19 protein-coding genes and 1 pseudogene are annotated in these 24,317 nt (G+C 70.7%); 13 read left to right on the top strand and 7 right to left on the bottom strand.

All coding sequences use genetic code 11. The features are described 5' to 3' along the window. The first annotated feature begins 114 nt into the window (after positions 1-114). From ACH492_RS11560 to ACH492_RS11550, 3 genes and pseudogenes are all read left to right on the top strand, one after another. Positions 115-950: pseudogene (locus tag ACH492_RS11560) on the top strand (alpha/beta fold hydrolase). Between the two features lie 71 nt (positions 951-1,021). After that, positions 1,022-1,558: a VOC family protein gene (locus tag ACH492_RS11555; protein ID WP_398985214.1), complete on the top strand. Its 537-nt coding sequence runs from the start codon at positions 1,022-1,024 to the stop codon at positions 1,556-1,558. Positions 1,559-1,685: 127 nt separating this feature from the next. Then, the gene (locus ACH492_RS11550) at positions 1,686-2,285 is read left to right on the top strand and encodes a chorismate mutase (RefSeq protein WP_398985212.1); all 600 of its coding nucleotides are present in this window, start codon (positions 1,686-1,688) and stop codon (positions 2,283-2,285) included. A 52-nt stretch (positions 2,286-2,337) separates the two neighbouring features. Here the strand turns inward: ACH492_RS11550 and ACH492_RS11545 are convergent, their stop codons facing one another. Continuing rightward, entirely contained in the window at positions 2,338-3,960 is a 1,623-nt protein-coding gene (locus ACH492_RS11545) for an acyl-CoA synthetase (RefSeq protein ID WP_398985210.1), read from the bottom strand. Positions 3,961-4,126: 166 nt separating this feature from the next. Here ACH492_RS11545 and ACH492_RS11540 point away from each other — a divergent pair, with 166 nt between their 5' ends. From ACH492_RS11540 to ACH492_RS11505, 8 genes are all read left to right on the top strand, one after another. After that, positions 4,127-4,927 (top strand): crotonase/enoyl-CoA hydratase family protein, encoded by an 801-nt coding sequence (locus ACH492_RS11540; RefSeq protein ID WP_398985208.1) that lies wholly within the window; start codon positions 4,127-4,129, stop codon positions 4,925-4,927. Positions 4,928-5,305: 378 nt separating this feature from the next. After that, entirely contained in the window at positions 5,306-6,268 is a 963-nt protein-coding gene (locus tag ACH492_RS11535; RefSeq protein ID WP_398985206.1) for a Zn-ribbon domain-containing OB-fold protein, read from the top strand. Next, positions 6,265-7,311, top strand: coding sequence for a thiolase domain-containing protein (locus tag ACH492_RS11530; RefSeq protein WP_398985204.1), 1,047 nt, complete (start codon positions 6,265-6,267; stop codon positions 7,309-7,311). The genes ACH492_RS11535 and ACH492_RS11530 overlap by 4 nt, the downstream gene beginning before the upstream one ends. After that, positions 7,308-8,489, top strand: coding sequence for a thiolase domain-containing protein (locus tag ACH492_RS11525; protein ID WP_398985202.1), 1,182 nt, complete (start codon positions 7,308-7,310; stop codon positions 8,487-8,489). The genes ACH492_RS11530 and ACH492_RS11525 overlap by 4 nt, the downstream gene beginning before the upstream one ends. 117 nt (positions 8,490-8,606) lie before the next feature. Continuing rightward, positions 8,607-8,849 (top strand): DUF397 domain-containing protein, encoded by a 243-nt coding sequence (locus tag ACH492_RS11520; RefSeq protein WP_307665273.1) that lies wholly within the window; start codon positions 8,607-8,609, stop codon positions 8,847-8,849. A gap of 246 nt (positions 8,850-9,095) precedes the next feature. Continuing rightward, complete coding sequence (locus ACH492_RS11515; RefSeq protein WP_307665274.1) at positions 9,096-9,440, top strand: hypothetical protein; 345 nt, start codon at positions 9,096-9,098, stop codon at positions 9,438-9,440. A 178-nt stretch (positions 9,441-9,618) separates the two neighbouring features. Next, the gene (locus ACH492_RS11510) at positions 9,619-12,534 is read left to right on the top strand and encodes an ATP-binding protein (RefSeq protein ID WP_398985199.1); all 2,916 of its coding nucleotides are present in this window, start codon (positions 9,619-9,621) and stop codon (positions 12,532-12,534) included. Positions 12,535-12,601: 67 nt separating this feature from the next. Continuing rightward, entirely contained in the window at positions 12,602-13,102 is a 501-nt protein-coding gene (locus ACH492_RS11505; protein WP_307665276.1) for a hypothetical protein, read from the top strand. Between the two features lie 68 nt (positions 13,103-13,170). Here ACH492_RS11505 and ACH492_RS11500 read toward each other — a convergent pair whose 3' ends face one another. The 4 genes from ACH492_RS11500 to ACH492_RS11485 form a co-directional block, all read right to left on the bottom strand. Next, positions 13,171-15,375 carry a germacradienol/geosmin synthase gene (locus ACH492_RS11500; protein WP_398985197.1) on the bottom strand — a complete coding sequence of 735 codons (2,205 nt, stop codon included), beginning with the start codon at positions 15,373-15,375 and terminating at the stop codon, positions 13,171-13,173. A 181-nt stretch (positions 15,376-15,556) separates the two neighbouring features. Continuing rightward, positions 15,557-17,482, bottom strand: a complete 1,926-nt coding sequence (locus ACH492_RS11495; RefSeq protein ID WP_398985195.1) for an N-acetylmuramoyl-L-alanine amidase — start codon at positions 17,480-17,482, stop codon at positions 15,557-15,559. 213 nt (positions 17,483-17,695) lie between these two features. After that, a complete protein-coding gene (locus ACH492_RS11490; RefSeq protein WP_398985193.1) occupies positions 17,696-18,298 on the bottom strand; it encodes an ROK family protein in 603 nt (200 codons plus the stop codon). 296 nt (positions 18,299-18,594) lie between these two features. Continuing rightward, positions 18,595-19,716 (bottom strand): aminoglycoside phosphotransferase family protein, encoded by a 1,122-nt coding sequence (locus ACH492_RS11485; protein ID WP_398985191.1) that lies wholly within the window; start codon positions 19,714-19,716, stop codon positions 18,595-18,597. A 233-nt stretch (positions 19,717-19,949) separates the two neighbouring features. Here ACH492_RS11485 and ACH492_RS11480 point away from each other — a divergent pair, with 233 nt between their 5' ends. Continuing rightward, a complete protein-coding gene (locus ACH492_RS11480) occupies positions 19,950-21,443 on the top strand; it encodes a hypothetical protein (protein WP_398985189.1) in 1,494 nt (497 codons plus the stop codon). 70 nt (positions 21,444-21,513) lie between these two features. Here the strand turns inward: ACH492_RS11480 and ACH492_RS11475 are convergent, their stop codons facing one another. Then, positions 21,514-22,950, bottom strand: a complete 1,437-nt coding sequence (locus ACH492_RS11475) for a PP2C family protein-serine/threonine phosphatase (protein ID WP_398986195.1) — start codon at positions 22,948-22,950, stop codon at positions 21,514-21,516. Between the two features lie 238 nt (positions 22,951-23,188). Then, positions 23,189-23,749 carry a DM13 domain-containing protein gene (locus ACH492_RS11470; RefSeq protein WP_398985187.1) on the bottom strand — a complete coding sequence of 187 codons (561 nt, stop codon included), beginning with the start codon at positions 23,747-23,749 and terminating at the stop codon, positions 23,189-23,191. Positions 23,750-23,938: 189 nt separating this feature from the next. Here ACH492_RS11470 and ACH492_RS11465 point away from each other — a divergent pair, with 189 nt between their 5' ends. Next, positions 23,939-24,310 (top strand): DUF4440 domain-containing protein, encoded by a 372-nt coding sequence (locus ACH492_RS11465; protein WP_398985186.1) that lies wholly within the window; start codon positions 23,939-23,941, stop codon positions 24,308-24,310. The last annotated feature ends 7 nt before the right edge of the window (positions 24,311-24,317 follow it).

The raw sequence follows: 24,317 nt of genomic DNA, 5'->3' as shown, positions 1-24,317 counted from the left end.
GCCCGTCCCGTCTCCTGGCAAGGGGTTGATTCCCAGAAATCGCTCCCATCCGTTCACGTGCGCTCTGGGAGTAAGTCCATTGCTGCGAATGCCGGTCCCGGTGAAGATCGCCGCATGCCGAAGTTCTCTGCGCACGACGGGGACGGGACAGTGCTCTCCTACCGCCTGAAGGGGCACGGCGAGCCGCTGATCTGCCTGCCCGGCGGCCCCATGCGGGCCTCCTCCTACTACGGTGACCTGGGCGGCCTGGCCGCGCACCGGCAGCTGGTGCTGCTGGGTCTGCGCGGAACCGGGGACTACGCGGTACCTGCCGACCCCGCGACGTACCGCTGCGACCGGCAGGTCGCCGACGTCGAGGCGCTGAGCGAGCACCTCGGCCTCGCGCATGGACGTGCTGGCGCACTCGGCCGGTGGAAAACCTGGCGCTGCTGTACGCGGCCCAGTACCCCGAGCGGATCGGCCGGCTGGCGCTGCTCACGCCCAATGCCTGGGCGGTGGGGCTCCAGGCGACGCCGGAGCAGCGCCGTGCGGCGGCACTGCTGCGCCGTGACGATCCGTGGTTCGAAGAGGCGTACGCCGCCTTCGACGCCGCGCTGCGGAGGCAGGCCGAACGGCTCCTTCGAGCCGTTCTTCTACGGGCGGTGGGACGCGGCGGCTCAGGCGCATGCCGCGTCGGGCGGTGAGCAGTCCAACCCCGAAGCGGCCGCCGCTACGGCTCGGAGGGCGCTTTCGACCCGCCCGCGACCCGCGCCGCGCTGACCGAGCTGGAAGCGGCGGTGCTGGTGATGGCGGGCGAGCTCGACGGCGTACCGACACCGGAGCGGGCCGGTGAGCCGGCCGCGCGGTTCCCGGACGGCGAGGTCGTCCTCCAGCCGGGTGGCGGTCATTTCCCCTGGCTGGACGATCCGGACTGGTGCGTACGGACGGTTATCGGCTTCCTGTCGCGGTGAGCCGCTGGTGAGGGGAGAGGATGCGGGATAATAGTTGAAACGCGCAAACAACCTCCGAGAAGGAGTCCGCGATGCCTCAGCCCGAGGGAGCCGATCTCGACGCCGTCCTCGCCCACAGGGAGGAGCTGCGCCAGCGCTATCTGCGCCCCATGCCCGACCGCCCCCCGACCACCGCCCGGGGCATCCACCATGTGGCCTTCATCTGCCGTGACGTCGAGGAGACCATTCGCTTCTACCAGGAGTTCCTGGGCTTCCCGCTGGTCGAGGTGGTGGAGAACCGCGACTACCGCGGCTCGACCCACTTCTTCTTCGACATCGGCCACGGCAATCTGCTGGGCTTCTTCGACTTCCCCGGCCACGAACACCCGCCCTTCACCGAAACGATCGGCGGGGTGCAGCACCTCGCGCTGTCGGTGGGGGCGGCGGAGTTCGACGCGGCCCGCAAGGCGCTGGACGACGCGGGCGCCGACTATCTCGGACCGGACCGGGGTATTGAGGACAGCCTGTACATCCGCGACCCCAACGGCGTGCCGCTGGAGCTGTTCCGGGAGCAGCTCGGCATCTTCAACGGCGCGCGCATCGTCAGCGGGACCTACGGCGAGGACTGAGGTCAACGGCTGAGGGCAATGCCTGATCAGGACCCGTTCTCTGCCGGGCCCCCCGCCTCGTACGATCAACGTCGATCCGTCGGCCCGGGAAGGGGAACTCGTGCAACTGAGCTCATGCGTAAGGCGTTTGCTGACCACAGGCGCCGCCGCGACACTCCTGTTCACCGGAGCGGGCACCACCTCCGCCGGCCCGGCCGTACCGCAGGCGGCTGCCGTCGCCGCGGCCGACGCGCGGAGCGGCCCGTACTCCGGCGTCCACGCCATTGCCGATCTCTCCGCCCAGCGGGTGGCCACCGCCGACCTGGTCGCCGCGGCCAAATACGGCACAGGCAGTCCCATCGATGACCCGGCCCGGGAGAAGCAGGTCCTCGACAGCGTGGCGCAGCAGGCCCGCGATCTGGGTGCGGATCCCGAAGCGACGGTACGGATCTTCCGTGACCAGATCGAGGCCAACAAGCTCGTCCAGCGCGCCCTGTTCCGCAGCTGGGACGCAGCCCCTTCGCAGGCGCCGACGGAACGACCCGACCTCGCGGAGGTACGCAAGGAGATCAACCGGATCAATGCCGCTCTCGTCCAGGGCATCGCCGATTCCGCCTCGGCCCGACCGGCTCCGTACTGCGACGGCCTGCTGATCGCCTCGGCGGCACACGTACGGCACGAGCGGCAGCTCGACGCGCTCCACACGGTGGCGCTGGCCCGCTCGCTGCGGTCCGTCTGCGGCGATTGACCCGGGGCTTCGCGCGTCCGGGAGCCCGGGCGCGCGACAACGGGCCGGAAGGTCATTGCGCGGCCGACTCCACCGCGACCGTCCGCGCCCAGCGGTAGTCCGCCTTGCCGCTCGGCGAGCGCTGGATCTCCGGCGCGATCACCAACTGCCGCGGGATCTTGTAGCCGGCCAGCCGGGTGCGGCAGTGCGACTGGATGTCGTCCAGCGTCGGTGGGAGCGCGCCCGCGCGCACCTGCACAACGGCCGCCACGTGGTTGCCCCACTTACTGTCCGGCACACCGGCGACCAGCGCGTCGTACACATCCGGATGGGACTTGAGAGCCTGCTCGACCTCCTCCGGATACACCTTCTCGCCGCCGGTGTTGATGCACTGCGAGCCGCGGCCGAGGACCGTGACGATGCCCTCCTCGTCGACCGTGGCCATGTCTCCGAGCAGCACCCACCGCTCGTCGCCGCGCCGGAAGAAGGTCTCGGCGGTCTTCTTGGGGTCGTTGTAGTAGCCGAGGGGCACATGCCCGCGCTGGGCGATCCGGCCGGGCTCGCCGGTCTTCACCGGCTCGTAGGTCAGCGGGTCGACCACCGCCGTACGGGCGTTGACCCGCAGCCTGAAGCCCTTCTCCGGGCCGGAGTCGTCGGTCGCCGTGCCGTTGAAACCGGACTCCGACGAGCCGAAGTTGTTCAGCAGCATCACATTCGGTACCAGCGCCGTGAACTGGGCGCGCACCGTCTCCGACATGATCGCGCCGGAGCTGGAGACGCTGAACATCGAGGAGCAGTCGGTCCCCTTCATCGGCCCGGACAGCGCGTCGATGAGCGGGCGCAGCATCGCGTCGCCGACCAGCGACACACTGGTGACCTTCTCCTTCTCGATCGTACGGAGCACCTCTTCCGGCACGAACTTGCGGTGGACGACGATCCGCTGGCCGAAGTTGAACCCGATGAACGCGGTCAGCGTCGATGTGCCGTGCATCAGCGGGGGAGTGGGGAAGAAGGTGATGCCTTCGCCGCCCGTGGCCACCCGCTCGGCGAGCTCCTCGGGCGAACCGACCGGCTCCCCGGTCGGCGCGCCGCCGCCGAGCCCGGAGAAGAACAGGTCCTCCTGCCGCCACATCACACCCTTGGGCATGCCCGTGGTGCCGCCGGTGTAGATGATGAACTGGTCGTCGCCGGAGCGCGCCCCGAAGCCCCGTGCCGGCGACGCGGCCGCCTCCGCCTGCGCGAAGGGGACGGCGGCAAGCTGCGGCGCGTCGTCCGGGGGCGCACCCACTCGCACGAGATGGCGCAGCTTCTCGGTCTTGGGCAGCGCGGCCGCGACCCGCTCCGTGAACTCCGCGTCGAAGACGAGGGCCACGAGGTCCGCGTCGCGGAAGAGGTAGACCAGTTCCTCCTCCACATAGCGGTAGTTGACGTTGACGGGCACGACGCGGGCCTTGAGGCAGCCGAGGACGGTCTGGAGGTACTCGATGCCGTTGTAGAGGTGCAGGCCGAGATGCTCGCCAGGGCGGATGCCGGCGTCGATGAGGTGGTGCGCGACGCGGTTGGCCGCGGCGTCCAGTTCCGCGTAGGTGAGCCGGCGCTCCGCGCCCGTGCCGGGATGGTCGATGTACACAAGCGCCTCGCGGTCGGGGACCACGTCGACGACCGACTCGAACAGGTCGGCAAGGTTGTACTCCACCGCTCCTCCTGACCCCGGCGAACTTCGGCTCGGCGGTCATTAGAGCGCCGCCGGGCACAAGTGGGAAGGGGTGACGGCGAAGAAATCTGACTGCCTGTCAGAAAACTATTGAACTGGGCCCCCACCTACTGCAACCTGTTCTAGGTCTTGAGACGGGAGGACGGCAATGGGTGGGACGGAACACCTCACCGTGCAGCGCGAAGGCGCCACACTGGTACTCACTTTGAACAGGCCGGAGGCCAAGAACGCGCTCTCGCTGCCGATGCTGGTCGGCCTGTACGACGGCTGGATCGAGGCCGACGAGGACGATGCGATCCGCTCGATCGTGCTCACCGGAGCGGGCGGCGGCTTCTGCGCCGGCATGGACCTCAAGGCCCTGGCGGGCAAGGGCATGGAGGGCGAGCAGTACAGGGACCGGCTGAAAGCCGACCCCGACCTCCACTGGAAGGCGATGCTGCGCCACCACCGGCCCCACAAGCCGGTGATCGCCGCGGTCGAGGGGTCCTGCGTGGCCGGCGGTACCGAGATCCTGCAAGGCACCGACATCCGGGTCGCGGGCGAGAGCGCCACGTTCGGCCTGTTCGAGGTCAAGCGCGGACTCTTCCCGATAGGCGGCTCGACGGTACGGCTGCAGCGCCAGATCCCGCGTACGCACGCCCTGGAGATGCTGCTGACCGGTCGGCCGTACAGCGCGGAAGAGGCGGAACGGATCGGGCTCATCGGCCATGTCGTGCCCGACGGAACCGCGCTTGAGAAGGCACTCGCCATCGCCGCGCAGATCAACGCCTGCGGGCCGCTCGCGGTCGAGGCGGTGAAGGCGTCGGTGTACGAGACGGCGGAGCTGACCGAGACGGAGGGCTTGGCCGCGGAGCTCAAGCGTGGCTGGCCGGTCTTCGATACGGCCGACGCGAAGGAGGGGGCGCGGGCGTTCGCGGAGAAACGCGCCCCGCAGTACCGCCGAGCCTGAGCTTTCCCCACCCCGCCCCTTCCCGTAACTGGGGGCAGGCCCCCAGACCCGCCCCCTACGCCCTGCGGGCGTGGGGCCACCCCCGGTACGGCCTTCGGGCGTGGGGGGGGAGCCCCACCTACGCCCTGCGGGCGTGGAGCGACCCCCGGTACGGCCTTCGGCCGTGTCCTCAAACGCCGGACGGGCTTGATTTTCGCCGGTCGGCCTGAAGATTCAGGCCGACCGGCGGGAAATTCAAGCCCCGTGGGGGTCCCCCCGGACGAAGTCTGGGGGAGCTTGAGGCGCGGGGTCTGGGGCGGAGCCCAGCTACGGGAACGACCCGCGCAGCCGTACCGCCGCCTGCACCCTCGCCGACCCCCACAAGAAAGGGCCCCGCCCATGACAGCCGCCGCCCCCGCGCCCCAGACGCTGCGCGCCCCGCTCGTCGTCGAGTTCCCCTTCACCCGCTCCCTCGGGCCCGTCCAGTCCGCCTTCCTCACCGGTCTGCGCGAGCGCACAGTCCTCGGTGTGAAGGGCAGTGACGGCGCAGTGCTCGTGCCGCCCGTCGAGTACGACCCGGCCACCGCCGAGGAGATCCGCGACCTCGTCGAGGTCGGCGTCACCGGGACCGTCACCACCTGGGCCTGGAACCCCGCCCCGCGGCGTGACCAGCCACTCGCCACCCCTTTCGCGTGGGTGCTGGTCAGGCTCGACGGGGCCGACACCTCCCTCCTGCACGTCCTCGACGTGCCGGGGCCCGACGCCGTACGCAGCGGCATGCGCGTCCGTATCCGCTGGGCCGAGGAGCGAGCAGGCGCGATCACCGACATCGCCTGCTTCGAGCCGTACGACAGTGAGCCGGCCGCCCACGTCACCAGCCACAGCGGCGAGTTCGCCGACGCCGTGACCGGCATCGTCACCCCCGCCCGGCTCGACTACACCTACTCGCCCGGCCGCGCCCAGTCCGGCTACATCAACGCGCTCGCCGACCGCAGGACCGTCGGCGAGCGCTGCCCGTCCTGCCGCAAGGTGTACGTGCCTCCCCGTGGCGCCTGCCCCACCTGCGGCGTCGCCACCGACGAACAGGTCGAGGTCGGCCCGCGGGGCACCGTCACCACGTACTGCATCGTCAACATCAAGGCGAAGAACCTCGACATCGAAGTGCCGTACGTCTACGCGCACATCGCCCTCGACGGCGCCGACCTCGCCCTGCACGCCCGCATCGGCGGCATCCCGTACGACCAGGTGCGGATGGGCCTGCGCGTCGAACCGGTCTGGGCCGAAGGCGGCCGCCACCCCGACCACTACCGGCCCACCGGCGAGCCCGACGCCGACTACGACACGTACAAGGAGCTGCTGTGACCCGAGACGTGGCGATCGTCGCCTTCGCGCAGAGCGACCATCTGCGGCGCACCGACGAGCTCTCCGAAGTCGAGATGCTGATGCCGGTCCTGCACGAGGTGCTGCGCCGGACCGGACTGCAGACCAGTGACATCGGCTTCACCTGCTCGGGATCCACCGACTATCTCGCCGGACGTGCCTTCTCCTTCACCATGGCCCTCGACGGCGTCGGCGCCTGGCCGCCCATTTCCGAGTCCCATGTCGAGATGGACGGCGCCTGGGCGCTGTACGAGGCCTGGGTCAAGATCCTCACCGGCGAGGCCGACACCGCCCTCGTCTACGCCTACGGAAAGTCCTCGCCCGGCGAGGTGCGCGACGTTCTGACCCGCCAGCTCGACCCGTACTACGTGGCCCCGCTCTGGCCCGACTCCATCGCACTCGCCGCACTCCAGGCGCAGGCGCTGATCGACGCGGGAGCCACCGACGAACCCGCCCTCGCCGGGATCGCCGCCCGCAGCCGCGCGGCAGCATCGGACAACCCGCACGCTCAACTGAAGGGTTCGGTTCCGTCGGGCGAGTACCTCGTCCAGCCGCTGCGGACCGGGGACTGCCCGCCGATCGGCGACGGCGCGGCCGCCGTGATCCTCGCGGCCGGGGACAGAGCTCGCGAACTGTGCGTCCGCCCCGCCTGGATCCGCGGCATGGACCACCGCATCGAACCACACAGCCTTGGCGTCCGCGACCTCACCGACTCGCCCTCCACCCGGCTGGCAGCCGAACGCGCCGGAGCCTTCGACAGGCCCGTCGACACCGCCGAGCTGCACGCCCCCTTCAGCTCGCAGGAAGTCGTCCTGAGCGCAGCCCTCAAGCTCGACGACAGGGTGAGGGTCAACCCGTCCGGCGGAGCGCTCGCCGCCAACCCGGTCATGGCTGCGGGCCTGATCCGCCTCGGCGAGGCCGCCGCCCGCATCCACCGAAGCGAGTCCGACCGGGCGCTCGCCCACGCCACCTCCGGCCCCTGCCTCCAGCAGAACCTGGTCGCCGTCCTCGAGGGAGAGTCATGAGCAAGGCTGCGACATCCAAAGAGTGCGTGGCCGTCATCGGCATCGGCCAGACCAAGCATGTCGCCGCCCGCCGGGACGTCTCCATCGCGGGCCTGGTCCGTGAGGCCGCCCGGCGCGCTCTTCAGGACGCCGACCTGACCTGGTCGGACATCGACGCCGTCGTCATCGGCAAAGCACCCGACTTCTTCGAGGGCCTGATGATGCCGGAGCTCTATCTTGCCGACGCGCTGGGCGCCGTCGGCAAGCCGATGCTGCGCGTCCACACCGCCGGCTCGGTCGGCGGCTCCACCGCGCTCGTCGCCTCCAACCTGGTCGCTGCCCGCGTGCACAGCACCGTCCTCACCCTCGCGTTCGAGAAGCAGTCCGAGTCCAACGCCATGTGGGGCCTGTCCCTGCCGATCCCCTTCCAGCAGCCCCTCCTCGCGGGCGCGGGCGGCTTCTTCGCCCCGCACATACGGGCGTACATGCGCCGCACCGGCGCGCCAGACACGGTCGGCTCCCTCGTCGCGTACAAGGACCGCCGCAACGCCCTGAAGAATCCGTACGCCCATCTCCACGAGCACGACATCACGCTGGAGAAGGTCCAGGCGTCCCCGATGCTGTGGGACCCGATCCGCTACTCCGAGACCTGCCCCTCCTCCGACGGCGCGTGCGCGATGATCCTCACCGACCGCGCGGGCGCGGCCCGTGCGCCGAGGCGGCCCGCCTGGATGCACGGCGGCGCGATGCGCAGCGAGCCCACGATGTTCGCGGGCAAGGACTTCGTCTCGCCCCAGGCCGGCAAGGACTGCGCCGCCGACGTCTACCGGCAGGCCGGCATCGCCGATCCGCGCCGGGAGATCGACGCGGTGGAGATGTACGTCCCGTTCTCCTGGTACGAGCCGATGTGGCTGGAGAACCTTGGCTTCGCCGCCGAGGCGGAGGGCTGGAAGCTCACCGAGTCCGGCGTCACCGAACTCGACGGCGATCTGCCCGTGAACCCGTCGGGCGGCGTGCTGTCCACCAATCCCATCGGGGCCTCCGGCATGATCCGGTTCGCCGAGGCCGCCCTCCAGGTGCGCGGGCTGGCGGGCGAACACCAGGTGGAAGGGGCCCGCAAAGTACTCGGTCACGCCTACGGCGGCGGGTCGCAGTTCTTCTCCATGTGGCTGGTCGGCGCCGAGCCGCCCACCACCTGACCGTCCGCCGTACGGCATGTGGCGGCGGACAGGTCGCGGTCCTCGTTCTGCGGCCTGTCCGCAATCGGAGACGATCGCTAGTCTGAGCCCCGGAGACGATGCGGGAGGAGCACGGACGTGGCCGAGAGCACGACCACCAGGCAAAGGTTTTCGGGCTGGGACAAGCCGGAACTCGACCTCAGCAACGCCGACTGGCAGTCCAGCAGTCAGGGAACGGGAGACGTCCAGATCGCCTTCGTCGAGGGTTTCATCGCGATGCGCAACGGCGGACGGCCGGAGAGCCCGTCGCTGATCTTCACCCCGGCCGAGTGGCGCGCCTTCGTCCTGAACGCCCGCGACGGGGAGTTCGACCTCACCTGACCGCCCAAGCGGCCCTAGGGGTCGCGGGTGACCCGCGCACTGCAAAGCAGTGGGCGTGGTCGGCAGTGCCTGGAACCCGCGGCCCGCACATTCTCTCGTACTCGACCCTCCCATCCGGCTGAGGGGCTCGGCGTCGCGGACACCTTTGAACACGCCGGGGCAGTTTCCCGTATCACTCAGCGCACCCCGGCAAGCGGGTGCGCAGCGTTCCCGCGAGATTCCGTTCCGAGACCGTGAGGATCAGCCATGAATGACCCCGTCAATCCTCCTCTCCAGGCCCTCCCGGACGGGGAGGCCGAACTCCGTCTGGTGCTCCGTCTGCAGTGGGAGGACATCGCCGCGCTGGGGCAGGAGGCGGGCCGTCTGGCCGCCCAGATGCAGCGCCCAGTGACCCTCGACGAGGCCGCGAGCCACCGGCTGCGCACGCGGACCGCCGGCCACGCGAGGCCCGCACCTGACCGGAGCCAGCAGGGTGTGCCCTCGTCCGTGTCGTCCTTGACTGCCCGCACTCCGGGTGAGCACGCCCGGCAGGCCATAGAGAAGATCAATGGGTCGGCCCCCGGGCTCGGCACGACCCAGACATCGGCGTGACGAGCGGGAGCGGGGACAACCGCTCCCGCTGACCGATCCGGAAACAAGCCCCTACAACCCCCTTTCACCGGACGGGCCCGCGCGCGGCCAACCGGGCGTACCCTGAGGTGCCTCGAGGACGTCCGTCCGGCAACTCCTTCACCGTGCCGGGCGTACGCCCTGGCCGTGGGGGTGCACCATGACGCGACGCGTCGGCAGGACCCGACGTCGTCTCTTCGAGCGCGAGGCCGAACTGGCCGCCGCCGACGAGGCGTTGAGCGAACTGGTCGGTCTCCGGTCGGACGGCGTCGAGCCACCGGAGCGCCCGCGTGGCGCCCTCCTCGCCTTCGCCGGACACGCGGGCCTCGGCAAGACGACGTTGCTTGCCGAAGTACGGCGGCGCGCGGCCGCCAAGGGATGTACGGTGCTCTCCGCGCGCGGCGGCGACCAGGAGCAACGGGTCGCCTTCCATGTGGCCCGGCAGCTGATCCAGCCCCGGCTCGCAGGCTCCTCCGACGCCGCGCTCCGGCTGCAACTGGGGAGTTGGTACGCCATTGTCGGCCCCGCGCTGGGCCTGTGCACCGCCGAGGCGGGCGCACCGCCCGACCCGCAGGGTCTGCGCGACGGTCTCGACTGGGTTCTCACCCATATTGCCGTCCAGCGCGCCCCGCTCGTCCTCGTCCTCGACGACGCCCACTGGGCGGACCCGGAGTCGCTGAGCTGGCTCGCCGCCTTCGCGCCCCGCGCCGAAGTGCTCCCGATGCTGCTCGTGGTCGCCTACCGGCCCGAGGAACTCCCTGACCACGCACGGCAGTTCCGCGGGCTTCCCGGCCGCGCCGGACACCGCCCCATCGACCTTGAACCCCTCACGGCCCCGGCCGTCGGACGACTCGTACGCGAACAGCTCGGCGATGACGCCGACGATGCGTTCTGCCGCGAATGCTGGGCCGTCACCGCGGGCAACCCCTTCGAGGCCGTCGAACTCACGGCCAAGGTCCACGACCGGGGGCTCGAACCCAACGAGGCCGGCGCCCACCTCCTGCGCGACCTCGCCGCCGACGTCAAGGGCAGCGGACTCATCTCACGCCTCGAACGCCTCGGCGCCTCGACGGTCCGGCTCGCCTGGGCGGGCGCCGTACTCGGCACAGAGATCCCGCCCGCTCTCGCCGCGACCGTCGCGGGCCTCGGCAGCGAGGAGGCCGCCCGCGCCGCCGACCGACTGCGCGACGCCCGCATCCTCACCGGATCGGGCACCCTCGAATTCGTCCACCCGCTGATCGCCACCGCCGTCTACCGGGCCATCCCCGACGCCGTACGGGTCGCCCTGCACGGCCAGGCCGCCTGGTCCGTCATCGACGCCGGATTCGGTTCCACGGCCGCCGCCCGCCACCTGATGGAGACCCATCCCGAGGGCGACCCGTGGGTCGTCCAGCATCTGCGCCAGGCCGCGCGGGAGACGCTCCGCGCCGGAGCCCCCGACGCGGCCCGCCGCCACCTCGCCCGCGCCCTGCGGGAACCGCCGCCCTTCGGGGACCGGGCCGCCGTCCTGTACGAACTGGGCTGCGCCTCTCTCCTCACCGAACCCGCCACCACCGTCAACCATCTGCGCGCCGCACTCGAAGAACCCATCGCCGACCCGGCCCTGCGCCAGGGCATCGTCTACCGCCTCTCCCAGGTCCTCGCCCACTCCGACCGGCTCGGCGAAGCCTCCGACACCCTCGCCCGCGAGGCCCGCCTCACCACCGATCCGCGCACCCGGCTGCGTATGCAGGCCGAGAAGTTCATGTGGGACGCCTTCCGCGCCGACGAGCCCGACTCGCCGGCCCGATCGCGGCGGCTGGCCCGGCTCGCCGACCGGCTCACCGGACGCGACCTCACCGAGCGGTACATCATCGGGCTGCGCGGCTGGGACGCGATGCTGCGCGCCGAACCCGCCGCCGTCGCCCTCGGCCACGCCGAGCGCGCCCTGGAGGGCGGACTGAGCTGGGCCGTCGAGGACCGGGGTTTCGAGGTCCCCGTCCTGGTCGCCCTCACCTTTCTCTACGGTGACCGGCCGGGCCGTGCCGAGGAGCTGTTCGCCGCCGGGACCGCGGAGTTCGAGCGCCAGGGATGGCGCGGCGCGCATCTCTCCTTCGCGTACACCCTCCTCGCCTACATCCGCTACCGGCGCGGTCGGCTGGCGGAGGCCGAGGACTTCGTACGGGCCGGGCTGCGCCTGGCCGTACGGGTCGGGCCCCGTACGCCCGTCGAGTGGTACGCGCTGGGCACCCTCGTCGAGGTCCTGCTCGCCCGCGGCCGCACCGATGAGGCGGTGCGGATCGCGGAGGACCACGACTTCGGCGAACCCTTCCCCGCGGCCGAGACCTTCCCCGACTCCCAGACCGTGTACGGCGAACTGCTGCTCGCCCGCGGCCGGCCCAAGGAAGCGGCCGTCGAACTGGCTGCCGCGGGCAGGCGGCTCGACCCACGCGGCATCCGCAACCCCGCCTGGTGCCCCTGGCAGCTCCACCTCGCACTCGCCGAGGCACACGACGCACCGGACCGGGCACGCGCGACCGCTCTCGAAGCGGTGCACCGCGCCCGTCGCTTCGGGGCGGCATCGGCGATCGGCCAGGCCCTGCGCGTGGCCGCCGAGGTGTCCGGCGGCGTCGAACGCACGGCCCTCCTCGAAGAGGCCGTCGCCCATCTCGAGCGCTCACCCGCCGCGTACGAACTCGCCCGCGCCCTCGTCGACCTCGGCACCCATCTGCGCCGCACCCGCCACCCGAAGGAGGCCGCCGAGTATCTCTACCGCGGTCTGGAGGTCGCCGGGCAGGGCGGCGCCGACGGGCTCACGGACGCCGCCCGTGACGAACTCACGGCCGCCGGGCTGCGCCCGCGCCGGCTGCGGGCCATCGAAACCGACGCCCTCAGCGCCCGCGAACGGTCCGCGGCCGTGCTGACCGCCCAGGGGCGCGACAGGGCCGCTGTAGCTGCCGCCCTCCACCTCGACGAACAGGCCGTGACCAGGTTGCTCTCCGCCGTCTACCGGAAGGCGGGCACCGACGAGGCGGGCCTGGCCAAGGCCATGCCCGAGGTCCTGGCCGTGGCCCGGGACGGCGGTCGTGGACGGTGACCGGCGGCGTCCAGGAGGCTCCGGGCCCCGGCTCGGCCGGGCCCGTCCGGACACGTACCATGGCGGTATGTCGTTCCTCCGCCGCCGTAGCGCCGCCACACCCGCGGGCCCGGACTTCGATGTCCTGGCCATGGACCCGGGCGACTGGCCCGGCAACCTCGGCGCCGGTCTGCTGCCCGCCCCGGACGGTACCTGCCAGGGCGTCTTCCTGCGGTACGACCTGTTCGGCGGCCGCGGCCCGGCGATGATCATCGGCAATCTGCCGGAGGGCTCGCCGGCCCGCGAGCTCGAGGACGGACAGGTCCCCTTCGAGGTGGCCCAGCTGCTGCTGGCGCTGGAGAACGACGAGCCGGTCGAGGTCGTGGACGTCGAGGACACGCCGGTGATGCAGGGCGACAACCTGCTGATCGTGCGCCGCCTCAAGCTCTCCGAAAGCCGTATCTCCTGCGTGCAGTTCGACCGCAGCGACAATGTCCTGGTGACCATCGCCAGCTGGGATCGGCCGATCACCGACGATCTGTACGCGCTGCTCAAGCCGCTGCCCGCGGAACTCTTCCAGCAGGGCTGACCCGCACGGCCCGCCGCGTCGTCCTCGTGGTGGGCCGCACCTGTCATCAACTCACCCTCCGGCAGGCGCTATGTGCTGACGGGGGAGGGCTGAGCGAACAGATTCACGATGCGGGCCGCCGAAGTGCCAAGACCCGTGGGCCCGCATCGCTGCCACGGGGGTGCCGGTACGCCGCGCAGATCCTCCTCCCGGTAGCGGCGGATGCCCCGGTGCCAGTTCAGGATTGCGGCGACCCAGTCCTCCAGTTCGCGCACATAGGTGTCGAGTGCGGCCCTGCCGTCCTTGTCGAGTTCGAATTCCTCGCAGAGCAAGGGGAGTTCATGTTCCTTCGCATGCAGGAACTGGCGCAGCCGCCCCCGCATGAGATCGTCGATGATCGTGACGGCGGTGGGGTAGTCGCAGTCGAAGAAGGACTGCACGACCAGTACGCCATTGTGCAGCTCGCCCTCGAACTCGATCTCCTTCTGGTACGAGAAGAGGTCGTTCATCAGCGTGGCGTAGTCCATGGCGGAGTTCTCCAGACTGCGCACCGGTCCGCTCCGGTAGATCTCCGGCGGGAGCCGGTCGGCGTGGCACAGCCGGGACAGACTCATGGTGAGCTCGGAGCCGAAGGTCAGCCGCCGCATCTCGATGTAGTCGACCGGGTCGGGAATGCGGTGCTGCGCCTGGTTGTGGAGCTCCCACAGCCAGCTCTCGAGCATGACGTCGACCGCCCTGCGAAAAGCCTGCCGCGCCTCGGGAGTCATCGGTCCGGCGGTGCGCGCCCACAGGTCGGCGAGCCCCCGCTCCATGGGGGACACCGCGACCGCCGCCCCGGCAGCCGGTTCGTCCACCGGCATGCAGGCCCTGAAGCGTTCGTCGCAGAGTTTCGCCCCTTCGAGGTTGCGCGACCGCCCGAAGACGAGGGGGTAGTAGTCGTCGGCGTACGTCCCCCAGGTCAGCCACTCCGCGCTGAGCTCCAGCTCCTCGGGGGTGGCGTCCGGGTCGATCCCGGCCGAGCAGAGAGCGAAGTCGAAACCGGTCAGCGCCGGTTCGTCCCAGATGTCGTTCAGCAGCCCCATCCGGCCCGCCCACTCGACGGACTTCTTCTTGGCGTCCTCGTGGTGCGGGCTGATCGACACGGGGAACGGCAGGTCGAACTCCGGCAGGAGCGACGGCCCCACCCGCTGCGGCACATGGGTGAGGCTGCGCAGCCGTGCGGTGGCCGGGCGGCCGAAGAGTGTCCTGATGTCCAGCGCCGAGGTGCCAAGCACCCCGCCGAACGGCGAACGGCCGGTGTCCACCCCCTCGTTCATATAGCGGCTGGAGCGCATGTGCCACTCATGGCCGCCGGACTGCCAGTCCTGAAGTCCCTTGGCGTACGCCGCGACTGCCGCGCACTCCGCCGGACCGAGCCCCTTCTCGACGCAGAGCGCGGGGACTTCGGTGAGCGCGGTGGTCTCGAACTGCTGGACCCGGGAGGTCAGCAGATCGTTGACGGCATCGGCCGCCTCCTGGGTCGTACAGCCCAGGAAGGTCTCCAGTACCAGCACACCGTTGCTGAGCTCACCTTCCTCCTCGACCTCCCGCTGGTAGGAGAAGAGGTCGTTGCGCAGATGAACACCGTCGGAGAAGGCGTCGGTGAGCACCCGCAGCGGACGCGAACCGGCCACGGACTGGGGGACCTCGGCTCTGGCCGCGTACTCCACCAGTCCCGCCGACCACGGCGCGCCGCCGACCTTGCGGCGCATCTCGATGTACTCGACGGGATTGGCGATACGCCCCTCGTTGATGTTGGACAGCTCCCAGAGGGATTCGTTCAGGAGATTCTTCGTGGCCCCCGCGAACCGCACCCGCCAGGCGTCGGACATGCTCGGCACGGTCCGCGCCCACAGATCGGCCAGTCCCGCCTCGACGGGATTGGTGGGCTCTGGCGTGCCCTGCGCCAGGTCCATCGGCATGAAGGCCGGAAGCCGGTCCAGATACGCCTTGCCGCCCTCGCGGTCCTGGGAGCGCTTGAAGATCTCCAGGAAGTGGTCGTCGAAGAAGAAGACCCACACGTACCAGTCGGTGACGAGACAGAGGGTGTCGGCGTCGCAGTCGGGGTGGGTGCAGGCGCACAGCAGGGCGTAGTCGTGCGCGTCGAGGTCGCTCTCCTCCCAGATGCCGGAGCCCTCAAGCATCCCCATCCGGCGTGCCCACTCCTTGGTGTGCCGCCGCGCCTGCTCGACATGCGGATTGAGCCGCGCCGGATACGGGACGTAGAAGTCAGGCAGTACGAAGGGCTGTGCCATGTGCGCCAGGGCCTTTCGGTGAGCATCCGCGCTCAGGGGCGCGGACAGGGTCGTGGACGGGCCAGCCCTACCCGTCGCCCGTACAGCCCACGCTTTACGGCCCATTAGTCACACAAGCGGACAAGGGTAGCCGCGGTGCGCCGCCGGACCCCACGAACGGGGGCGCACCGCGACTGCCCGGCTACCTCAGTACGCGCACGTCGGTCGCCTTCACAAAGGCGACCCGGTGCCCGAACTGGATCTCGTAGTACGCCTCCTTGCCGCGCACCACCCGGTGTCCTGCCGTGTCGAACGTCGTGGCGTACAGGTACTCGCCCGGCGTCCGGTCGCCGACGACGTACTTCTGGCCGGCGAGCAGCTTGTAGGGCAGCGGCGAGATCGCCTGAACCGGGACGCCGGCGGGGTATGCCGCCGCCTCCGGGTAGGCCCGCCCGTACACCGGGATCTCCGTGGCGCCGTCCTTCGGAGTGAGCACCAGGCCCCGGGCGCCCACCGCCGTCGGCTGCTTGCGCGGGTTGTGGAACCATGCCTTCTGCCCCAGGTACCAGATCGCCGTCCAGTCGCCCTCGCGCCCGGCGACCGCGTACTGCTGGCCGGTCGAGGCACGCGCACCGGTGTCGTTGACGCCGGTCGTGGAGTCCTCGCCGCCCGGACGCAGGCCGATGTCCTTGACCAGGGGCGCGTCCTCGGCGGGCGCGGTGTGCAGCCGGACCGCGGCCGAGCCGTGCGGCACGCATGCCTGACCGGGCTTCGCACAGCCCGTGTAGACCGGCTGGTTCTGCCCGTAGTCGGGGCGGATCGTCACCACACCGCTGCCCGGGCCCGCGGTCGGTGTGAACGGCCTGCCGATCAGCTGGAAGTAGTGCGCCCAGTCCCAGTACGGGCCGGGGTCGGTGTGCATCCCGCGGATCGTCGCGGCGGTCGTGCCCGGCACATTGTCGTGCCCGAGGATGTGCTGGCGGTCCAGCGGGATGCCGTAGCGCTTCGCCAGATACTTCACCAAGCGGGCGGAGGTGCGGTACATCGCCTCCGTGTACCAGGCATCCGGCGAGACCAGGAAGCCCTCGTGTTCCAGGCCCACCGACTTGGCGTTCACATACCAGTTGCCGGCGTGCCAGGCCACATCCTTGAGGGGAACGTGCTGGGCGATGTGCCCGTCCGAGGAGCGCAGGGTGTACTGCCACGACACATACGTCGGGTCCTGCACCAGCTTCAGGGTGGTGTCCCAGGAGCCCTCGGTGTCATGGACGATGATGTACTTCACCGACTGGGACGCGGGACGGTCCGCCAGGTCGTGGTTGCCGTAGTCGCCATCGCCGAACTCCTCGTACGGCGCGGGGATCCACTCGCAGGCCACCGTCCGCGGGCACTCCGTCTTACCCGCGTCGGCCGTCCGCAGCCCCAGCAGCGCCGCCTGCGCCGTGTCGGGTGCCACGGCCGGGTCACCCGTGAGCGCGACTCGCTGACCGCTGTCCGTGACGCGTGATTCGCCCGTGCGGATGACGTCGAAGACATCGTTGGCGTACGTCGTCGCGGTCGCCGTGTCGTCGGCCCCGGAGAAACGCGCCACCGCGCCGTACCAGTCGGCCGGATCCTCGCTCAGTGGCCGTCCCAGCCCCTGCTGCGCGCCGGCGAGCAGGGCGGCGCCGCCGCGCACATTGGCGGCCGGGTTGTCGCGCAGCTGCTCGGCGGTGTAGCCGGACAGCTCGGCCGCCCGGTCCAGCGTCCTTAACCGTTCGGGGAGTTCGGACGGTTCGGGCAGCTCGGCCTCGGCGGTGTTCCGCGCCGGCCGGGAGTCGTCGCCGCGTGCGTCCTCGATGCCGTGCGAATGGTGCGGCGCCTCGGCGAGTGCGGTCCTGGCGTCGGTGAGATGCATCGGCCCGTAGCCGCCCGTGACGCTCGCCGCGCCCCCGTGCGCGTCCCAGCGCGACTGCAGATAGGAGACGCCGAGCAGCACACTCTGCGGTACTCCGTACCGGGCCGCGGCAGCGGCGAAGTCACGCTGCAGCGCGCCGGACGAGCGCTGTTCGGCGGTGGCCGACGGACCGGCCGAGACCAGTGGCAGCAGCAGAGCGGCCGACGCCACCGCGCCCCCTGCCCTCACCATGCGCCGACCGGCGCTTTTCGGTCGTACGGGGGCGGATCCTTGCAAGGCTGCCTCCAGGGACGGGTGGTGTGCGACGGGGCCTGCGGGGTGGGACACGACTACAGGGGTATCGGCTTCCGGACGATCCGTCAATCAGCGTCAGCGGCAAGGACTTCGCACGTCAGCCCAGGTGTGGCGGAGTTTCGTGGTGAGGGGGCGCGGGCCTGCGGCGCGTCAGTGGCATGGACCAATAAACGTATGCGTAACGGATGCTGACGCCGGTTGAGGGGCGTCTCGGCATCCGGTCGGGCCTTCTGGGTGGACCGATGGCCTACGAAGCCGTCCGCGCGGCTGCCGGTCCACCTGGGCGGGGGACAGGGCGTGCTCGATCGCCAGGATGCCGGCGCCGAGCGCCGCCGCGTCCTCGCCCGTGCGGCTCGGCTCGATCCGCAGCACATGGGTGGCCGGCGGATGCGAACGCCGGTAGACGGCTTCCCGTACGCCCGCGAGCAGCTGGTTGTGCACGGTGGCCGGCGCGCCGCCGACCACCGTGTCCGGGTTGAAGAAGTTCACCAGGCTCGCCCGCACCTCGCCGACCGCGCGCCCCGCCTCGCGCACCGTGCGCACCGCATCCCGGTTGCCCGACTTCACCAGGCGTACGACATCGCTGCCCGATGCCGCTTCCACACCCAGCCCGGCAAGGCGTGCCGCTAGCGCCGCGCCGCCCGCGACCGCCTCCGGACCGCCGGAGTTGCCGCAGCGGCACGGCTCCTCCTGGTCCCCGACCCGGATATGGCCGATGTCGCCGGCGCAGCCGTGCGCGATGAGGGCGTCCACCCGCTGGGAGGCGGTGGAGCGGGCGAGCCCGGTGATCCGCGCGACATCCGCGCGCGTCGCCGCGGCCCCCCGAACCGATCAGCGCGAGCACCTCGCCGGGGGAGTGGACGGCGGTGGAGACGCTGGGAGCTGACGGCGAAGACATGCCAGCAACCCCATAGGGACGACTTCCGCAACTCCTTCGATGTGGACGCGGTGGAGTTACAGCCCATAACCCGCCGGAGCACAACAGTGCGCTGCGCGCCCAGTGTGTCGGCACTGGGCGCGCAGCGCGCTTCCCCCTCTGTCGCGGACGGTCAGCGAGTGCCGACCGCCGCACGCACTGCCCGCCGGGCCAGTGCGCAGTCGTCATGCAGCCGCCTCAGCAGCAGCCGCTGTTCCTCACCGGCCGACAGACCGCCGGACGGAGCCTGGCTGCTGCCCGCAGGGGGCGCCTCCCGGATCGTCCGCTGCACAGCCGTCTCGTAGGTACGGATTTCCCTGGTCAGCACCAGCATCAGATTCACCAGGAACGCGTCCCGCGCCGCCGTTCCCGCCTGCTGCGCCAGCTGGCTGATCTGCCGACGCGCCACCGGCGCATCCCCCAGCACCGCCCACAGCGTCGCCAGGTCATAGCCCGGCAGATACCAGCCCGCGTGCTCCCAGTCGACCAGCACAGGACCGGTCGGCGACAACAGGATGTTGGAGAGCAGCGCATCGCCGTGACAGAACTGCCCCATGCCCTGCCTGCCGCCCGCGTGCGCCAGACCGTGCAGCAGCTTCTGCAGATCCCCGAGGTCACGGTCGGTGAACAGACCCAGCTCGTGATAGCGGGAGATCCGCGAGGCATAGTCCAGTGGCGCGTCGAACATCCCGGCCGGCGGCCGCCAGGAGTTGAGCCGGGCGATCGCGCCGAGGGCGGCCCGGACATCCGCACGGGGCGGAGCCTCGACCGGGTGCCGTGCAAGAGCCGCCGCCCGGCCCGGCATCCGCTCGATCACCAGCGTGCAGTTTTCGGGATCCGCGGCGATCAGCCGCGGGACCCGCACTGGTGGGCGGTGCCGGACGAAGGCGCGATAGGCAGCTATTTCGTGGCGGAGCCGCTCGGCCCAGGCGGGCGAGTGGTCCAGTAAGCACTTGGCGACCGCTGTCGTACGTCCTGTTGTGCCGACGATCAGTACGGAGCGTCCGCTGCGCCGCAGCACCTGCACCGGATTGAACTCCGGACAGATGCGGTGCACCGAAGCGACGGCCATGCGCAGCTGCGCGCCCTGAGGGCCGGACAAGTCGATTCTCCCGCTGAGGGGTTGGGCGACCGTCCCCGCCGGCCGTCGAGCCCGACCGGCGTGAGTGGGGTCGAGATACGGTCCGGCGCCGACCGGGGCGGCGGAGCGCTGCGGTCGGGGCGGGGCGGACACGGAGGACGATGCTGTGTACATGGGGGCGACAGATCCCTTCGTGTGCCGACAAGTTGCATACGCGGCCCCGCCCCGGCAGCCGGTCAACACCCTGGGGAATGCGTCCGGCTGCCGGGCCGAGGTGGCGCGTTCCTACGTCACACCCGGCCGCGGGTGGCACACCATCTGGCGCACCCTGGCGAACCCTGGCGAATAGTCGCCACGCATCTGACAGGGGGTTACTGTCAACTCAGCCGAGAACCTGGGGGCTTGACGTGACCGGAGAACCCAACACCCGCCTCTGCGACCTGTTCGGCCTGGCCGGCTGGTCCAAGGGAGAACTCGCGAGACTCGTGAACCGGCAGGCGGCGGCCATGGGCCACCCACAGCTGGCGACCGACACCTCGCGGGTGCGGCGTTGGATCGACATGGGGGAGACCCCGCGCGATCCCGTGCCACGAGTGCTGGCAGCTCTGTTCACCGAGCGACTCGGTCGTGTCGTGACCATCGAGGACCTCGGGTTCGTACGGATCGGGCGAGCGGGGAAGCGGCGGGACGTCCAGGGAGCAGACAATCCTGACGGCCTTCCGTGGGCGCCCGAACGGACGGCAGCGGTCCTCACCGAATTCACGGGAATGGACCTCATGCTCAACCGACGCGGCTTGGTGGGCGCGGGCGCCGCGCTCGCCGCAGGCTCCGCACTCAGCAGCGCCATGCACGACTGGCTGCACACCGACCCCGCACTCGCCCACGACGCCCCCCGTATCGAAAATCCCCTGCACGCCGACCCCGCTGGGTTCGACCGCTATGAGGCCGCCCCCATCGGGTCGCAGGAGATCGAGGCACTGGAGCGTTCCGTCGAAGTGTTCCGCGCCTGGGACGCCGCCCGCGGCGGCGGGCTCCAGCGCAAGGCCGTTGTGGGGCAGCTCAACGAAGTGGGCGGCATGCTCGCCTACCGCCACCCCGACCATCTCCAGCGCCGCCTCTGGGGCGTCGCCGCCAACCTCGCCGTACTCGCCGGCTGGATGTCCCACGACGTCGGCCTCGAACCCACCGCCCAGAAGTACTTCGTCATCGCCGCCCACGCGGCACGCGAGGGCGGCGACCGCCCGCGCGCCGGCGAAGCCCTCTCCCGTGCCGCCCGGCAGATGGTCCACCTGGGCCGTCCCGACGACGCCCTGGACCTGATGAAGCTCGCCAAGTCCGGCTCGGGTGAACAGACCCTGCCGCGCACCCAGGCGATGCTGTACACCATCGAGGCCTGGGCCCAGGCATCCATGGGGCGCGGCCAGGCCATGCGCCGCACGCTCGGCGAGGCAGAGGAACTCTTCGTCTCCGACAAGGGCGATGTGCCCCCGCCGAGCTGGATGCAGATGTTCGACGAGGCGGATCTGCACGGCATGGAGGCACTGGCGTACCGCACCCTCGCCGAACACGACGCGGGGGCGGCCGCCACCGCGCAGAACCACGCCAAACAGGCGCTGGAGCTGCGCGAGGGCGGCCGGCAACGCTCTAAGATCTTCGACTACATCTCACTGGCATCGGCGTGCTTCATCGCCGACGACCCCGAACAGGCCGACCGCTACGCCAGGCTGGCGCTCGTCTCGATGGGGGAGACCTCCTCGCACCGGACGTGGGACAGGCTCCGCGAGATGTACCGGCTGACCGGGCACTACGCGGAATACGCAAAGATCCAGGATCTGCGCGAGGAAATCCAGCTGGCCCTGCCCAACAGCCCCTCGAGGAGGTCGAGGAGCACCGATATCTAGCCCGGGTTCCCGGAGTCCCGGGATTCAGCAGCGCCCAGGCTTACGAGGGTCCAGCCAGGCTTACGAGGCTCTACGAACGGATCCTCGCGACCATCACACAGGCGTCGTCCTCGCGGTCGTCCTCACCGCATTCCTCGACGACCGTCCGCACGCACTCCTGCGCGCTGCGGGCCTCGGCGAATCGCGGCGCCAGCCCCAGCAGGCGGTCCGTGTTGCCCACCTCGGCGGCGCTCGTGCGCGTCAGCCCGTCGGTGTGCAGGACAAGCAGATCGCCGGGGAGCAGCTGCAACTCGGCCTGCTCATAGGCGGCACCGGACGTCGCACCGAGAAGCACCCCGTCGGGCTGCTTCAGCGCACGCCCCGTCCCGTTGCGGAACAGCAGCGGGGCGGGGTGTCCCGCCTGCGCCCAGGTCAGGGTCCGGCTCGCCGGGTTGTAGCGGCAGCACACCGCACTGCCGAGCGCGGGCTGCACGGAGGTCTCCAGCAGCTCGTTGAGATGCGCCATGAGCTGTCCCGGCCTGATCCCGGCCACGGCCATCCCACGCAGCGCACCCAGCAGCATCGCCATCGCCGATGTCGCCGTCACTCCATGGCCCGTGAGGTCTCCGACACTCAACAGTGAGTCGCCGTCGGGGAGTTGGAGCGCGTCGTACCAATCACCACCGATCAGTGCGCTGTTCGTGGAAGGCAGATAGTACGCGGCGACATCCAGCACGGCGGGTCCGTCGAGCGGGAACTGCAAGGAGCCCCGCCACGGCGGAAGGACGGCTTCCTGCAACTCGACCGCGACCCGGCGCTCCGTCTGTGCGAAGTGCTGCCTGCGCTCCAGCGAGTCACGGCTCTCACGCACCGCCCGCTGGGTGCGGCGCAGTTCGCTGACGTCCCGCAGGACCGCCCACATGGAGGCTGTGGACCCGTCCGAGTCGAGCACCGGCTCGCCCATCATGTGGACCGTACGGACCCGGCCGTCGGCCCGCATCATGCGGAACTCGCCGTCGATGGGACGTCCGTCGACCAGACAGTCCGTGACCAGCGCGGTGAGCAGCGACTGGTCCTCCTCGAACACGATGGAGGGCAGTTCGTCCAGGGACATGGGGCCGCTCTGCGCGGAGCGCCCGAGGATCTGGTAGAGCTCGTCGGACCAGCTCACCTCGTCGGTGAGGAGATTCCACTCCGCGCTGCCGACCCGGCTGAGCAGCGATCCGGTGCTCTGGGCGCTGTCAGCCTCGTACGCGGCGAGCTCGTCCTCGAAGACTCCGGCGGTCTCATCCGGCAGACCTTCCTTGAGCTGGTCCAAGTGCGCGCCGAGATCGTCGAGATGATGGACCGCCAGGTCACAGAGCGCTCGCTGCCATCGCCCCTGCGGGTCGTACTCGTCCGGCATTGCGTCCCGGCGCACGGCGTCCACGTCGCCGCGCAGCCGACGCGTGCGGGTGATCAGCGCGTCGACGGTGCCGCGCTCGGGCGGCTGCGGGGCGGGACGGTCCGCGAACACATGGGACGGCATGTCGTACTCCGATACAGGCGCGGCCACAGCCAAGTCTCTACAAAGGACCAGTAATGACTGTTGCACAGGCTGCGACGGCCCGTAAGGGATTTGGCAACACTCGATACGGTGGTGCCGCTGGAATATGCCACAGGCCGTCATGGGGGCGCGGCGGCTCGGCGGACGGTGGGGTCCGCCGAGAGCCTCCTTTCTGACGGGGCGTGCGCGCGCCGCGACATTCGTTGCGGACGGGCGAGGGTCAGGCGCGGGCGAGCGGCGCGGCGCCGAAGGAGACGTCGAAACGGTCGCACCAGATGCTGACGCTGGTGTACCGATTCAGATCGAGGCCGGCGGGCAGCGCGTAGTTCTGGTCGCCCTTGTTCCCCTTGAGCTTGCCCAGGCTGACGTACTTTCCGTCGTCGAAGACGCGCCAGCCCGCAGTGCCCTCCTTCACCGGGGCATCGGTGATCCATACGCGCAGATCGGGCCCGTTGCTCGTATCGAGGTTCTCCAGCCGGAGGGTGCGCGTCCCGTCCGCCAGCTGCAGGACCGTCACCGAGCCGCTCGTCCGGTGCTCATGGCTGATCAGCTTGCCGGAAGCCAGGGTCCGGGGCCCTGACGGCGTGGGCGTTTTCGCCCCGGCTGCGGGCTTGCCGGCATCCGGGGTCGCGGTCGCTGCGGGGAGGGCGTCCCGCACGGTCTCGTCCACCCACAGCTTCCACGGCTGGAACCAGTACAGCCCCACGCCGGCCACCGCCGCTCCGACGACCAGTGCCACCACACCCCACGGCCTGCCCAGCCACTTCCGCACGCGCCCCACCGTCGTCTCCTGACGTCCACCGGCCGTCGACCGGGCGTGTCCCGGGTCCGACCTGGTCTCAATTCAACGGCAGGGCGAGCAGTTCGGCACCGCCGACCCTGATGACGAAAGTCTTACGTCGCGCGGACCGTCGTCCCGTGGTCACTGGCCTGACGGGCGGCAGGCCGCCGAGAGGCATAGGCTCCCGCCATGAACGCCGAGGAGGAGCAGTCGGTCGATGCCGCCGTCGAGGGGGAACTGCGGCTCCTGGATCCCGCGGTCCGCGCCTTGCCCCACCTGGTCTCCGAGCTGCTGGACCCGGAGTTCTTCGAGTTCGGGGCATCGGGCGCGCGCTACGACCGTACGACGATCCTGTCCGCCATCGCCCCCTCGCCCACTGAGCGGGTGAACGCCACCGGCGTCAGCGAGCTGTCCGGGAAGCTGCTCGCTCCCGGCCTCGTCCAGGTGACCTACGTGTCGGACCAGAGCGGTCGCCTGGCCCGGCGGAGCTCCCTGTGGCGCAGAACGGCGGAAGGCTGGCGGATGTACTTCCACCAGGGGACGCTGATCAGCGCGGAGTAGCGCCCGG

It is taken from the genome of Streptomyces sp. NPDC019443 (genome assembly GCF_044389785.1).
Classification (GTDB): domain Bacteria; phylum Actinomycetota; class Actinomycetes; order Streptomycetales; family Streptomycetaceae; genus Streptomyces.
This window is presented reverse-complemented; position numbering and strand designations above follow the sequence as displayed.

What these genes read in the sequence shown, in the direction of transcription:
- ACH492_RS11555 (WP_398985214.1), top strand. Translation starts at nt 1,022, where the DNA reads ATGCCTCAGCCCGAGGGAGCCGATCTCGACGCCGTCCTCGCCCACAGG.
- ACH492_RS11540 (WP_398985208.1), top strand. Translation starts at nt 4,127, where the DNA reads ATGGGTGGGACGGAACACCTCACCGTGCAGCGCGAAGGCGCCACACTG.
- ACH492_RS11535 (WP_398985206.1), top strand. Translation starts at nt 5,306, where the DNA reads ATGACAGCCGCCGCCCCCGCGCCCCAGACGCTGCGCGCCCCGCTCGTC.
- ACH492_RS11525 (WP_398985202.1), top strand. Translation starts at nt 7,308, where the DNA reads ATGAGCAAGGCTGCGACATCCAAAGAGTGCGTGGCCGTCATCGGCATC.
- ACH492_RS11515 (WP_307665274.1), top strand. Translation starts at nt 9,096, where the DNA reads ATGAATGACCCCGTCAATCCTCCTCTCCAGGCCCTCCCGGACGGGGAG.
- ACH492_RS11510 (WP_398985199.1), top strand. Translation starts at nt 9,619, where the DNA reads ATGACGCGACGCGTCGGCAGGACCCGACGTCGTCTCTTCGAGCGCGAG.
- ACH492_RS11505 (WP_307665276.1), top strand. Translation starts at nt 12,602, where the DNA reads ATGTCGTTCCTCCGCCGCCGTAGCGCCGCCACACCCGCGGGCCCGGAC.
- ACH492_RS11500 (WP_398985197.1), bottom strand. Translation starts at nt 15,375, where the DNA reads ATGGCACAGCCCTTCGTACTGCCTGACTTCTACGTCCCGTATCCGGCG.
- ACH492_RS11495 (WP_398985195.1), bottom strand. Translation starts at nt 17,482, where the DNA reads ATGGTGAGGGCAGGGGGCGCGGTGGCGTCGGCCGCTCTGCTGCTGCCA.
- ACH492_RS11485 (WP_398985191.1), bottom strand. Translation starts at nt 19,716, where the DNA reads ATGTACACAGCATCGTCCTCCGTGTCCGCCCCGCCCCGACCGCAGCGC.
- ACH492_RS11475 (WP_398986195.1), bottom strand. Translation starts at nt 22,950, where the DNA reads ATGCCGTCCCATGTGTTCGCGGACCGTCCCGCCCCGCAGCCGCCCGAG.
- ACH492_RS11465 (WP_398985186.1), top strand. Translation starts at nt 23,939, where the DNA reads ATGAACGCCGAGGAGGAGCAGTCGGTCGATGCCGCCGTCGAGGGGGAA.